The following is a 14,482-nucleotide window of genomic DNA, read 5'->3' as shown; positions in this document are numbered from 1 at the left end:
GAGGTTACAAGATGATTAGACGGACATTTTTATTCTCATTGTTTTTATTGGCAGCAATTACAGTTCAATCTTATGCGGTGAATATTTATTGGACGGGATTTGGTGCAGACCCTAACTGGAACACGGGCGACAACTGGGATGCTTACGAGCCGCCATATCCCGGAGATTTGGCAGTGATTGACCTGCCGGATATAGATGGTTCTGAGCCAAATTGTACAGTTGACGCAACTGTTGATGTAAGTATTGGCAGTCTTTGGATGGGTTTTAGCCAAAGGCCATGTTATCTGGATATGACCGGAGGCCACTTGACCACAACAAATGCGGGCGAGGGATTCCGCATAGGCATTGATAATGGAACAGGTATCCTCAGAATGAGCGGCGGCGAAATTACCGTTAATGGCGATATGTCCGTAGGACAAGGGGCCAATGCTGTAGGCAATGTCGAAATTGCTGACGGAAATATTACAGTAACCGGAACTGCTTATCTTTATGTTGGTTTTGGCGGCGGTACAGGAAGGATAGACATATCAGGCGGTACCTTAAGTGTATTTTATCTTCAAATGGATGCTGACGGCTCACAGGTTGTAAATCTTACCGGTGATGGTCAACTTATTATAAGAGACCCGCGGCCAGTTGATATTGGATATCAAGTCTTAAGCTTTTATGCGGCACCCGAGCGTAATTGGATAACATCCTATGATGGAGCCGGTACTCTTGACGTTGCGGTTGGACCAAATTCGGAAACAATCGTAACCGCTGTTCCGCCTGCTTGCTGGCCGGCTCCGATAGCTGACCTGACAGGTGACTGTATAGTTAATTTTGATGATTTTGCCGTGATGGCAGGCGAATGGCTTGACTGTAACAGGACTGATGGAAGCTGTCCTGAGTAATAGAACGATTATGTTTTGAAATGAAAACAGGCTTGTACAGTAGAAGCGTACAGGCCTGTTTTGTATTCATTGCAAAGGAGTGTTTATGGTTGCTTTAGGTATATTTTTTCATGCGATTGGCGGTTTTGCCGCAGGTAGTTTTTATATCCCATTCAAGAAGGTCAGGCAATGGGCATGGGAAAGCTATTGGCTCGTAGGAGGATTTTTTTCATGGATAATCGCTCCATGGCTCGTGGCTTTTCTGACAGTTCCCGGACTGATGGAACTATTCAGGCAGTCGCCCAAACAAAGCGTTATCTGGAGTTATTTATTCGGCCTGCTTTGGGGCATCGGCGGCCTTACTTTCGGCCTTTCGATGCGTTATCTCGGAATGTCTCTTGGATATGCGATAGCTCTCGGATTTTGCGCTACATTCGGCACGATTATGCCGCCGATTTATAATGGAACATTTGTAGAATTATTCCACAGTGTTTCAGGAATTGTAACACTTGCGGGAGTGCCCGTCTGTCTGCTTGGGATAGTGGTTTGCGCATGGGCCGGGCTGCTGAAGGAAAAAGAACTGTCTGTAGAGCAGCAAAAGGCGTCGATTAAGGAATTCAGCCTCGGCAAAGGAATTCTTGTCGCGGTATTTGCAGGCATTATGAGCGCCTGTATGGCTTTTGGATTCGCAGCCGGTAAGCCAATCGCGGCATTGGCTGTTGAAAAAAATGTACCGCCGCTGTTTCAAAACAGTGCGGTGCTGATTGTAATTCTTGCCGGCGGCTTTACGACGAATTTTATATGGTGTGCCTTTTTGAACATTAAAAACAAGACCGGCTGTGATTATCTCAATAAGAAAAGCCCATTGCTCAGCAATTATATTTTCTCTGCTTTGGCAGGTATTACATGGTATCTGCAGTTTATGTTCTATGGAATGGGCACCACCAAAATGGGAAAATACGACTTCTCAAGCTGGACCATTCATATGGCATTCATAATTGTATTCAGTAATATCTGGGGTTTGCATTTCAGGGAATGGAAAGGCTGCAGCCGGCGGACATTGAAGATAATAATCCTGGGCATCTTTATTGTGTTTATGTCAACAATAATTGTAGGTGCCGGTAATTACCTCGCTGCGATTGGCAAATAAAGTTTAAGAGAATATGAAGGGTAAAATAATGAAAGAAACAATGACTTCAAGGCAGCGCGTTCTCAAAGCGCTCAATCATGAAATACCAGACCGTGTACCTATCGACCTCGGCGGCAATCAGACCGGAATACATAAAGTAGCGTATGAAGGGCTTATTAAAAAACTTGGCATAAAGGATAACATTGAAATAATGGATGCGGTTCAGCAGTTGGCTCGGCCCTGCGAAGCTGTTCTTCAGTGTTTTCACGTGGATTTTCGTTATGTTTCAGCAGGGGCTCCGGCAAGCTGGAAGGGCGGCATAGTCAAAAATGAACGAGACGGCAAAACATGGTACGACCTGAAAGATGAATTTGGTGTGGTTTGGTCGATGCCCGAAGATGCGCCTAACTATATGGATATTAGTTTTCATCCTCTTGCAAATGCTTCGATTAAAGATATAGCGGATTATCCTTTTCCCAAAGGTAATGACCCCAGCCGATTCGATGGTTTAAGACAGAGAGCTTTAGCTCTTAAAAAGGAAACGCCTTACGCTGTTGTCAGCGGAATATCCGGCGTAGTTTATGAGATTTGCTGGTACCTTCGAGGCTTGGAGCAATGGTTTATTGACCTTCATACGCAACCTGAATTTTGCCAGGCTTTAATTGACCAGACGCTTAAATTCTGGATGGACTGGTTTGAATTGTTTTTGAAGGAAGTGGGCGATGTGGTTGATGTTATAATGATCGGCGATGACCTTGCCGGTCAGAACGGTCCGCTTTTCAGGCCTGAACTATACAAATCAATTGTAAAACCAAGACATAAAAAACTTGTTCAGTTCATCAAATCCAGGACTAAGGCAAAAATCTGGTATCATACCTGCGGCTCCTGTATGGAATATATACCGGAACTGATTGACAACGGAGTTGACATTTTAAATCCTGTTCAGATAAGTGCTGAACGGATGGACCCTGATGTCCTGAAATCCAAATTTGGCTCAAAAATTGTCTTCTGGGGCGGCGGCTGCGATTCTCAGCATATACTGCCTTTTGCAAGTCCCGAAGAGGTCGAAGAAAATGTCAGATTGAACATGAATAGCTTCAAAAAAGAGGGCGGTTATGTCTTTAATAACGTCCATAATATCCAGGCAGGCGTACCGGCCGATAATATCATTGCTCTTTTCGATAGTGCTTATAAATACGGATTTTATGAATAAAAGCGTAATGGCAATTTTGTGCAGTAAAAAGGCAATCTTATCCATTGCGTTAAACCCCTGAAATTTAGTAATATAGGCAAAGAAGAAGTAGCTTGTTTTAATCGTAAAAAACCAGCAATAAATTGGTTTTAAAGATTGTAACATTTTTTTTCGGGAGGAAGAAGTTATGAAGAAAACACTTTTGGTAGCAGTTATTTTACTGGCTGCAGCCGCTAATTCATTCGGTTGGGCCGAATGGAATTATGCCGGCGGAGATCACAGTTGGAACACCGCGGCAAACTGGGGCGGAGCAGTTCCGACAGCTTCAGATGACCCCATTATGCGAGATGCCGGTACTGCCGGATATGCCGAAGTTGGTTCGGGCGTAAACGCGGTAGGCAACATGATGTGGATGTATGGCGGCGGAGTAGCAACTCTTAACGTCAATGGCGGCAGCCTGGCATTAGGCCAGTTGCGTATTGGTGTTGATGCCGGCGAAAAAACTGTAAACGTCAGCGATGGCGGCACAGTTACTCTCGGCAGCGATTCTACAGTTGGTCAGGGCGGCAACGGTACTCTGACTGTCAGCGGCAGCGGCTCATCAGTAAATCAAACTGGTGGATGGATGTTTCTCGGCATGGGCGGTTCGGGCAATATCGCGCTGAGTAATGGTGCAGCAATGAGCGTTCCCTGTATTCGTGGATGGACCGGTGCTATTACGGTAGAAAGCGGTTCCACTTTAACGCTAAACGGCGACACAACCATTGGCGAAAGTGGTAATGTCGATATGATTATTAACGGCGGTACAGTAAATCAGACAGCAGGTTGGATGTATGTCGGCTTTGGCGGCACAGGCAGTATCGAAGTTGGCGATGGCGGACTTCTGAGCGTCATTTCCCTGTCAATGGACAATGGTGCGACTGATAGTGTTGACATCAGCGGCACTGGTGCAATTGAAATCAAAGATGCCAGACCGGAAGATATAGCTTATCAGATGAATTGGTATGCCGGTAATGGCTGGCTGACAGCAAACGGCGAGAGCGCGGTTGGTAAACTCTTTTTTGCAGTGGATGAAAATGGGTTCACAACTGTGACAATTCCAGAACCAGCTACTTTGGCTCTTTTAGCCATTGGCAGTTCCTTGCTGATTCGTCGCAAGAAATAGTATCCAGTTAGAATTAGTTATTTTAAGCGTCCCGGTAGCAAAAAGCATCGGGACGCTTTTTTAAAATGCCTAATATATTTTTCAGACTTCCGTAAAATTTGTAGCGTTTTTGTGTCGCCTATTTATGAACCGGCCGGAGCGGGCGGTTTTTTTGCAATACAATGGATTGATTTTATGATGTACCTGTTATATAATTTATACAGTCTGATATTATTGGGGTTTTGTGCAGAATAAAGAACCAATCTATATCCAGAATTTGGATATGAATGAAGTCGATACCATTGCGTACGACTACATAGGTAAATATTTGCGTATCTATACTCTGCCTCGATTCGACTCCGTCTCGCGGGTTAATACAAAAAGACCCTGGCGGTGGAAGAAACATCAGCATTTGAATCATGAATGGATAGTGATTAACCGAGGCAAGGTTCGCTGCTGGATCGATGAAAAGGAATTTATTATATCTGCCGGCGAATTTTATTTTGTTCAGCCCGGCCAGTACCATTGCGAGGAAAGCATTGAATTACCGCTGGATTTCTATACTATTTCTTTTGACCTTATAGAAGCCAAAAATAAACATGTTTATTTTGCTCCTCCGCCTTTTGTTCCTGAAAAACAAATCATAAAGGGTTTCGGCCGTAAACTTATCCCTCTGTTCAAAAGAATTTTTGAGGAAGTACAGGAACAGGAACACTATTGCGAGGAAATAGTGGAAGCTATGATTTTGCAGATGATATGGATTGTCAAACAAAGGCTTTGGAAAGACTATGCCGTTGCTGACGATACGAATGTTTCCGAACGCGATGCGGCCATAGTGAAAAAATCTCAGGATTATATTAATCAGAATCTCAATAGAAGTATATCCCTGGGAGAATTGGCCGATGTGTGTTATGTTTCGAGGTATCATTTGGGGCATGTTTTTACAAAGGCCGTAGGCACATCTCCGCTGCAGTACGCCCTTGGACAGAGGATGGAAAAGGCCAAAAATCTTCTGATGCAGAAAATGAAATGTGTTTACGAGGTGGCAACTGAACTCGGTTTTGAAGACCCTTACTATTTCTCCCGCCAGTTCAAAAAAGTTGTCGGCGTAAGTCCGAAGGTATTTCAGCGTGATTTTAAGAAATAATTGATTCGCGTCCGGCCTTTTTAAGTGCAATAATCTACATTGAATTCGCAATATTCTATATTGTTATAATCCTCCAATCATTTAAAATAGAGTTTTATATTGTTTCGCGAAATAATGAGTCATAGAGCTATAAGAAAAACGCTGATTTTTTGTATTTCGTTTTTTGCACTTTTACCCTCAACAATTTCGAAAGCCGATGTTTTTGAGGACACTTCTTATAAAGGGCAAAAAACAAAGGTAAGATATGCGCTTTTCGGAGGAGCCGGAGAACAGCAGATAGCCGGTCAGATAGCCGGGCTTTTTATAGCTGAAAATCCCGATGTTTGTCTTGAAATCAATGTTTATCCCTGGGCCCAGTATTGGACAAAGCTTCAGGTTCAGGCCGCTTCCGGTTTGGCTCCTGACGTTATAACCCTTTATTCCGAGAACATGGGCGTTTGGATAGAGCAGGGTGCGCTTCTTGAGATTGACAAATATATACAAAGTTCCGAGGTGAATTTCTCCGACTACTATTCGGCGGCATTGGAAGTTTGCCGCTGGAAAAATATTTATTATACAATGCCGATAGATATATCCGCCCGCACGGTTGCTTATTCGGTCGACCGGCTGCAGGAAAGGGGAATACCCCGTGAAAAGTGGCCCAGGGCTGACAAGCCCCTTACCTGGCAGGAATTTAAAGACCTCAGCAAATCGCTGACTCTGCGTAATGCCGATGGGACATTTGCTCAATACGGATTCGGTATAGGTCAAATGTGGAACCAGACGATGTACCGGATGTACGGCGGCAGTATTTTTGACAGGCAGGTCAATCCGCAGTCTTCCACGGCTATCGTCAACGACGACCTTTCCAGTGCCGTTTGCGAGGTATTTAAGATGCAATACGCCGACCGCACCGCACTGGGATTTATAGGTCTTGCGTCCGGGGCTTTTGACAATCTTGAAACTCTTTTGATAAGTCCGAAATTCGGGATGTGCACGACAGGGCCATGGGCACTTGCGAGTATGAAAGAGGCAGGCGTTAATTTCGGATTGACACCGATGCCAAGGGGGACAAGTCCTGCGCAATTGATACATGTAAATTCCCTCGGCATTTATCGTTTCAGCAAAAATCCAGATGCAGCGTGGAGATTTATAAAGTTTGCCACTTCAAAACCAGCACAGGATATAATAGGACGAAAATTGAAAAACCTTCCAGCACTGATTGCATCGCAGGACGCCTTTGTAAATAACGATCTTGGTATTAAGGGCTGCGAGGCATTTTTGTATGATATGCCTATATCCCATCCGTCCGAAACAACATCCAACGCATTTTTGAGAACGGAAATAACAAAATTCGGCCAAAGACTCGAACAGGATATGTCGGAAGAATACGAAAAGAGAATGAGTCAATTACCCAGAAATAATGGGAAAATATCCGAACAGGATTATGCTGATTTTGTCGCGGGTATGGGGAAATATATAGACGCCATGGTTCCGGTCAGGCTGCAGAAGTTCGATGAAAATGCCAAAAAAGCCTTTGCCAGGGCAAATATGCCTGCCGGCGGGATTGGTGTTAAGTATGTTTATCCCGCGATTTTATTTTGCGCCTTTGTATTTTTTGTTTTGCTGTATTTCAGAAACATCGGAAAGAGTTCCGCAGGAAACGCCGGCGGGGGATTCAGACGCAATAATAAAGCCGGGTATTTCTTTATATCGCCATGGCTGATTGGTTTTATTTGCCTGTCGATGCTGCCGATACTGGCCTCGATAGTTATTTCGTTTACCCAGTGGAATATGATTATGCCTCCGAAGTGGGTAGGCATGAGGAACTACATACATCTTATCGGTGATGAATATTTTATCCTCGGTCTTTCCAAAACATTCAAATATGCACTGCTTGTAATTCCGATATCACTTATCGGCGGATTGTTTACGGCAGGACTTTTAACCTGCAATATTAAATTCTCCGGTACTTTCAAGGCGATTTTTTATTTTCCATCTTTGTTTACCGGGGCGGCAGCGGCGGTTCTATGGTTCAATATGTTTAATAAGGATTACGGCATAATAAATCATATTCTTTCATATTTGGGCATAGAGGCTGTAAACTGGATAGACGCAACTCATGCTTTTTATGCGGTGGTTTTGATGAATTTTTTCTGGATAGGCAGCGCGATGATAATTTACTACGCCGGTATGAAGCAGATACCCCGTTCGTATTATGAAGCTGCGGATGTCGATGGGGCCGGCCCTGTAAGGAAATTTATATATATAACCATACCGATACTGTCGCCGGTAATAATGTTTACGGTAATAATAAATACGATAGGAGCTTTCCAGGTTTTTACGCCGGCTTTGTTTTTCGCGCAGGATTCTTCGAGAATCGGCGAGCCGGGCGATTCATTGCGATTTTACGCGGTCAATATTTATAACGAGGCGTTCAATAGCCTGAGAATGGGCAATGCCTGTACTTATGCGATAATTCTTTTCATTTTAATATTTGCCATAACAATGATTCAGTTAAAAATTTCGAAAAAATTTGTTCATACGGACTGATATGATTCTTCCGACCAAAAAAATATTTGTTTACATTGCTCTTGTTTTAACGGGAATATTTTTTATATTTCCGTTTTACTGGGTTTTGTCGTCATCATTGAAATCACGCGAGTGTATGTCTATGGTTCCGCCGGCGTATTATCCCTGTGAAGACAGCACTGTCGATATAAAAGTACCGGCAAAGGGCAGGATTTTTTCCGCGACCGGTTCGTTATGGCTTAAATTATGCGAATCGCCGGATTTGGTTTCCAAATCTGCCGGCAGCGGCGGATATTATCTGAAACTTAATCAGAATCAGCCGACCTCGCTTGTTGAGTGGCTTTCTGACGACCAGGTAAAGAGTGAAATTGTACCGCAGGACACGGTTGATTTTTCCAAGACGGCTTCTCATCGAGTTAAAGGAATAAAACAGCCTGTAGCGGTACTGGCCAGACTTGTCAGGACCGGCAGCAATGGCTTTGATGAGATTATTTTCACAGCACCGTTAGGAGTTTCGACATTAACAGAATATCTTAAACCTCTTTTGAATGTAAAGCATAAGCCGATAAGAGATTTCAGTCCACGCTGGGCCAATTACAAGGAGACGATGAAGGGGCCTGAAGCGACTTTTGGTGAGAAATCAACCGGCTTTGCGGTATTTATGCGCAACAGTCTGTTTATAAGCATTTTTGCGGTAATCGGTCAAATCTTTTCCAGCAGTTTTGTTGCTTATGGTTTTTCGAGAATAGAGTTCAAAGGCAGGGAATTCCTTTTCGTATTAGTACTGGCGACGATGATGATTCCAATGCAGGTAACTTTAATTCCGCTTTTTGCGATATATAAATCTTTGGGCTGGATAGATACATTTCTTCCGCTGATAGTTCCACATTTTACTGCCGGCGCGTTCAATGTGTTTTTAATGCGTCAGTATATGCTGACTTTGCCGAAGGAACTTGACGAATCAGCGGAAATAGACGGCTGCGGCGCGATAAGAAGATATTTTTATATAATTCTCCCCAACAGCATTCCTGTACTGATAGTTGTTGCGATATTTACATTTGTTTATACATGGCAGGATGTATTGGGGCCTCTGATTTATCTCGATAATCCTGCTTACAGAACTGTTACGCTGGGACTTGAATATTTTCGTTCTCCGTATATCGACAACAGGCACCTGCTTATGACCGGTGCCGTATTGGCAATGCTGCCCGTCGCAATATTATTTATTTTTCTGCAGAAATATATTATGTCCGGTATCGCTACTACCGGAATCAAAGGCTGATTTTTATTAGGATATAATTATGACTTCAAGAGAACTCGTTTATCAAACATTAAACAAACAATGCCCTAAACGCATTCCCCGCCAGTTATGGCCGCTGCCCTGGGCAAAAGAACATTATGCGCAAAGATATGAACAGATAAAACAAAAGTATCCGGACGATATTGTTGGTCCTGACGTTTGTTATTTTAAACCGCCTGTCGTCAAAGGCGATATGTTCAAGGGAACGTTCATCGATGAATGGGGCTGTGTCTGGGAAAATGAACAGTCGGGAATAGTCGGCCAGATAAAAAATCCGATTATTAAAAGCTGGGACGACTTGAAAAATATCAAACCTCCGCAGGAACTTCTCGGCGTTGATGTCGAAGCTGTTAACGCTTTTTGTCGCAAAAGCGATAAATTTGTTCTTGGCGGAGCCTGCCCGCGTCCTTTTGAGAGAATGCAGTTTTTAAGAGGCAGTGAAAATTTCCTTATGGATATGGCATTACTGCCGGACGGTTTATTCGAATTGTTTAAAATAGTACATCAATTCAATGTCAGGGAATTGCAGGCATGGGCAAAAACGGATGTCGATGCTTTGTGGTTTATGGACGACTGGGGAAGCCAAAGGTCGCTTCTAATATCGCCGCAAGCGTGGCGAACGTATTTTAAGCCTCTTTATAAAGAGTATATCGACATTGCTCATAACAGCGGTAAAAAAGCTTTTATGCATTCTGACGGTTATATAATTGATATTCTTCCTGATTTGATAGAACTTGGTCTTGATGCGATAAACAGCCAGATTTTCTGTATGGATATTCAAAAACTCGGCAGCCTGTTCAGGGGCAAAATTACTTTCTGGGGCGAGATTGACCGCCAGCAAATATTACCTTACGGCAGCCGTGAAGATGTTGTTAATGCCGTCAAGCTGGTCAAAGATTACCTTTATGATAATGGCTCCGTTATCGCACAGTGCGAATTCGGCGCTGAAGCCAATCCTGACAACGTTGAAGCAGTTTTCGAAACATGGGACAGTTTTTCGGTCTGATTGAAAATGAAAATGACTCCTCGGCAACGCTTACAAACAGTTCTTTCGGGCCAATTACCCGACAGAGTTCCCGTATCTCCGGATTTTTCAAATATGATGCCTGCCAGACGCACCGGCAAGCCGTTTTGGGATTTATATCTCTATAACGACCCGCCTATATGGGAAGCGTATATCGACTGCGCAAAGCATTTCGGAATTGATGCGCTTATGGACGGGTATTTCCCGCTTAACTTTCCGGAAGAGAAAGACCCGCAGGACTGGCTCACTGCGATAGTGCACAAAGATGACGATAGAATAGTAACTCAAAGATATCAGCAGGCCGGCAATAAGATTTTTTGGGAACCGTTTATAAATATTTATCCGAAAGATAATCCTCCAAATTTTAAGGTCTCTCCGGATAAAATCGGGTTTCCGGTTGAGCCATTAAAGTGGGAAAAACTTTCAGGCGTTAAGCCAATTGATATCGGCACTGAAGGTCTCAGGAAAATAAAAACGATGATGGGCCAGCAGGGACTTGTCGGCGTGTTTGTTACATATACCATCGCGTTTGCATCGCAGGAAGATATTTTCAAATATTATGACGGTCAATTCGACTTGGAAAAGATGGCGCAGCAGCGTCTGGAACAAGCCGAAAAAAGATTCCAGAGAATTATGTCTCTCGATGTAAAGCCTGATTTCCTGTGCGTCGGCGGCTCAGGTACTCTTATTTATCAGACTATGGATATGTTTCTTAAAGTCGCTTATCCTGCCGTTAAAAGGGTAATAGAGCTTGCCTCTCAGGCCGGTATTCCAACGCATGTTCATTCCTGCGGCCCGGAAAAAGAACTCGTTAAGCTGTTTGCCGAGCAGACTTCTCTTACAGTTATCGACCCATTGGAGATTCCGCCGGCGGGAGACTGCATTCTTGCTGAGCTTAAAAAAAATTACGGCGATAAAATAGTTTTAAAAGGCAATCTGCATACGACAAATACGATGCTGCTTGGAAGCAGAGACGATGTTATAGCAGCAAGCCGAAAAGCCATAGAAGACGCCGCTGAAGGTGGTCGTTTTATTCTTTCGACCGGCGACCAGTGCGGCAGAGATACGCCGGATGAAAATATTTTCGCTATGATAGAAGCTGCCGAGCGTTACGGCAAATATTAATGAAAGGAATTTATGCCAACCTCTGATTATAAATGGAAAGGGCCTGTAAAAAGCCCGCCCGATTTCGAAAATATTGTTAAGGTACTGAAAAAACAAAAGCCGAACAGGGACACTCTTTTTGAATTTTATATGAATCCGCGGATATACTCGATACTGGCTGATTCGCAGATAAATTCCTATTCGTTCGATAAAAAATTTCATGAAAGATTCCGTTCGGTATTGGCATTTCGAAATGCCGGATATGATTTCGCGGTTATCAATGCCTCAGATTTTTATTTTCCGGTTGATTTTGCGCATACTGAAAAGCAAACCATTTCGTTGAACCGTTCCTGTATGATAAGCGACTGGAAAAGTTTTGAAACGTACAAATGGCCTGACCCTGATAATTTTTCTTATGACTGTCTTGAAAATATTCTTTCGCCGATTGACGGCAATATGAAACTTATCATTCCCGGCCCTTATGGCGTTCTCGAAACTACGATTCAACTGATGGGATATAATAATCTTTGTTATTCACTCGTAGATAAACCCGATTTAGTGAAAGCCGTTTGTGATGCCATTGGCCAGCGGCTTTTAAAGCATTATCAAATCTGCCTGAAATATGAAAGTGTCGGCGCTATTTTCGTAAATGACGATTGGGGCTTCAAAACCCAAACGATGATGTCGCCGGATGATATGAAGAAATACATCACTCCCTGGCACAAAAAATTTGTCGCCTGCGCTCACCATGCGGGCAGATACGCGGTAATGCATTCCTGCGGCAACCTTAAGGATGTTATGGATGTTATTATCGATGATATCGGCTTTGACGGCAAACATTCATATGAGGATACTATTTTGCCTGTAGAAGATGCTTACGAAAAATATAATCCTCGAATAGCGATTGTGGGCGGAATAGATTTGGATTTCATCGTTCGTTCAACGCCCCAGCAAGTATATACAAGGTCTGCAAAAATGCTCGAGCGTACAAGGGACAGAGGCGGCTATGCCCTTGGCACAGGAAATTCCGTGCCGGAATATGTTCCCGATGAAAATTATTTCGCTATGATATTAGCTGCCGTAAATAATCGCTGATTAATCTTTTGTGAATATTTCACCGATAGCGAAAGCCGCAGGTTTAGGATTTCCTTCAAAGTCAATGATGGAAGTATTTGAAGGGCACGGAAAACAATCGTGTCCCATCCATATAAAGATTCCGCCGCAGGCAGGAAATCTTTTTTTGCAGGCGCTGACGGCTATTTTTAATGCTTCGGCTTGTCGTTTCTGACCCCACTTGACGTATTCTTCAAGGTTTTGCGGTTCTTTGCCGTTCTCATTTATGAACTCATGCCAGTCAATCCACCACGGCGCTCTCCGCCAGAGAGGATTTTCAATCGTGGCGGGCATTTCACTGCAGGTGCCTTTATATTTTCGTATCATTTCCGCTGAACAGGGCCCCGGCGAACCGACTTCGGACCGCAGCAGGGAATCGTCGCCGTTCCAGTATTCGGTCCAATCTTTACTGATTTTTCCAACCGCTTTCCAGGGGCCGTTTACGGCCCAATGGACGCCTTTGCCGAAGTCTTTGCTGTCGGCGCTGAATTTTGGTCCCGTCGGCATGGTAACGACAAATCTTCTCCCAGGGTCGAGAGTTTTTACCATTTTATTAATAGCTTTTAACATTGGATGTTTAAGATTTGCTGTAGGGGAGTCTTCAGTTTTAGCGGATAGTAATTCATTTCCGCCGCACCATACTGCCAGAGAGACGTGATGCTGCCGTCTTTTAATAAAATCTTTTGCGATGCCGGTCATTTGCTTTATGCTGTCTTTGTCATCGGGTGCGTAACGGTCGCCGCCGGACGCGGATAATGGAAATTCCTGCCAAACCATAATACCGAGTTCATCGCAGAGATTATAAAAACATTCTTTTTCGAGAAACGCTCCTCCCCATACTCTCATCATATTGAAACCGAGTTTTTTATAGAGTTTAAGTAATCTTGTATAATCTTCAATTTTCACATCGGCAAAGTTGGGCCGAATCGGCGTCCAGTTTAATCCCTGAATGAAAACCTTTTGTCCGTTTACCACACAAAGCCACGGGTCTGCTTGCGGTGGGGCGTTCAGGCATTTTTCCCATTTGATATTTTTAAAACCTATTTGTTTTTCAATCTGGTCGATAGTCGTTTTATTTGAATCCAGCAATTCAACAGTCAGGGTATATAATTGCTGTTTGCCTTTGCCATTCGGCTGCCAGCATTCGATATTAAGCCCGTTCCATAAAAATGATTGATTTTGCACAGGGTGTTCTTCGGTTTTTATGATTTCTTTGCCTTTTTTCAGGCATATTCTTAGATGCGAGTCTGGGGCAGCCTGAATTTCTGTTTCAAGATTCAGTATTCCGGTCTTTTTATTTATATCGAAATCAGTGGTGATTTTTGTTTCCCTGATTTCCATACCATCAGTTGCTTTAAGCAGGATATCATCCCATATCCCGATTTGAACAAGCCTGCTGACCCAGTCCCAGAAATAGTTGAACCGTACTTTCCATTCTGTCATTTTGGAAGTATAGCCGAATTGTCCGAGCCACCGCGGCGGACATTCGAAGATGATTTCGAGAAGATTCTGCTTTTCTTTCAAATACTCCGTTATATTGACATTGTGGGCGATATGAGAATTTTCAAAGGTGTAAACCGTTTTGCTGTTGACTCGTATTTTGCCGCAATAGTCCAGTCCGAGAAAAGTAATGCTGAAATTTTTATTATTTTTAAACCATTCATCCGGCATAACAGTTTGGAATATCCAATGCCTGTTTTCCACCCATTCGCATAGTCTGCCGTTGAGACCTTTAGTCCAGTCTTCAATCAGTCCCGCATTAAGCAGTGCAGTTTGTACCGAACCGGGCACCTGTATCGGGATGGCTGGAATTTCAGCTCTTGAATGAGTGCTTATATTAATATATTCATCAAGATTCCATTCGAACGGATTAAAACCCGCCAGTTTCCAGTCCAGCGATGCGAGTGAAAAATATTTAGTCATATTTACTTATCCTGTTTGTTTGTTCT

Annotated in this window: 11 protein-coding genes; 10 read left to right on the top strand and 1 reads right to left on the bottom strand. The window is 43.4% G+C overall.

The genetic code is table 11. From position 1 onward, the window contains the following. Positions 1-11 precede the first annotated feature (11 nt). The 10 genes from WC496_06865 to WC496_06820 all read left to right on the top strand — a co-directional run bounded on the left by WC496_06865 (position 12) and on the right by WC496_06820 (position 12,515). Positions 12-890: a hypothetical protein gene (locus WC496_06865; GenBank protein MFA5292741.1), complete on the top strand. Its 879-nt coding sequence runs from the start codon at positions 12-14 to the stop codon at positions 888-890. Between the two features lie 85 nt (positions 891-975). Then, positions 976-2,019: an L-rhamnose/proton symporter RhaT gene (gene rhaT, locus WC496_06860; GenBank protein ID MFA5292740.1), complete on the top strand. Its 1,044-nt coding sequence runs from the start codon at positions 976-978 to the stop codon at positions 2,017-2,019. 28 nt (positions 2,020-2,047) lie between these two features. Continuing rightward, the gene (locus tag WC496_06855; GenBank protein MFA5292739.1) at positions 2,048-3,211 is read left to right on the top strand and encodes a uroporphyrinogen decarboxylase family protein; all 1,164 of its coding nucleotides are present in this window, start codon (positions 2,048-2,050) and stop codon (positions 3,209-3,211) included. A gap of 166 nt (positions 3,212-3,377) precedes the next feature. After that, the gene (locus tag WC496_06850; GenBank protein MFA5292738.1) at positions 3,378-4,355 is read left to right on the top strand and encodes a PEP-CTERM sorting domain-containing protein; all 978 of its coding nucleotides are present in this window, start codon (positions 3,378-3,380) and stop codon (positions 4,353-4,355) included. Positions 4,356-4,578: 223 nt separating this feature from the next. Beyond that, positions 4,579-5,481, top strand: a complete 903-nt coding sequence (locus WC496_06845) for an AraC family transcriptional regulator (protein MFA5292737.1) — start codon at positions 4,579-4,581, stop codon at positions 5,479-5,481. A 114-nt stretch (positions 5,482-5,595) separates the two neighbouring features. Continuing rightward, a complete protein-coding gene (locus WC496_06840) occupies positions 5,596-8,013 on the top strand; it encodes an extracellular solute-binding protein (protein MFA5292736.1) in 2,418 nt (805 codons plus the stop codon). A gap of 1 nt (position 8,014) precedes the next feature. After that, positions 8,015-9,274: a carbohydrate ABC transporter permease gene (locus WC496_06835; GenBank protein MFA5292735.1), complete on the top strand. Its 1,260-nt coding sequence runs from the start codon at positions 8,015-8,017 to the stop codon at positions 9,272-9,274. Positions 9,275-9,293: 19 nt separating this feature from the next. Further along, a complete protein-coding gene (locus WC496_06830) occupies positions 9,294-10,298 on the top strand; it encodes a uroporphyrinogen decarboxylase family protein (protein MFA5292734.1) in 1,005 nt (334 codons plus the stop codon). A 93-nt stretch (positions 10,299-10,391) separates the two neighbouring features. Then, positions 10,392-11,441: a uroporphyrinogen decarboxylase family protein gene (locus WC496_06825; protein ID MFA5292733.1), complete on the top strand. Its 1,050-nt coding sequence runs from the start codon at positions 10,392-10,394 to the stop codon at positions 11,439-11,441. A gap of 12 nt (positions 11,442-11,453) precedes the next feature. Then, positions 11,454-12,515, top strand: coding sequence for a uroporphyrinogen decarboxylase family protein (locus WC496_06820; GenBank protein MFA5292732.1), 1,062 nt, complete (start codon positions 11,454-11,456; stop codon positions 12,513-12,515). Here WC496_06820 and WC496_06815 read toward each other — a convergent pair whose 3' ends face one another. After that, on the bottom strand, positions 12,516-14,456 hold the full coding sequence (locus tag WC496_06815; protein MFA5292731.1) for a glycoside hydrolase family 2 TIM barrel-domain containing protein: 1,941 nt from the start codon (positions 14,454-14,456) through the stop codon (positions 12,516-12,518). It abuts the gene before it with no gap. Positions 14,457-14,482 lie beyond the last annotated feature (26 nt).

Source organism: Phycisphaerae bacterium (assembly GCA_041652575.1).
GTDB lineage: Bacteria > Planctomycetota > Phycisphaerae > Sedimentisphaerales > UBA12454 > UBA12454.
This window is presented reverse-complemented; position numbering and strand designations above follow the sequence as displayed.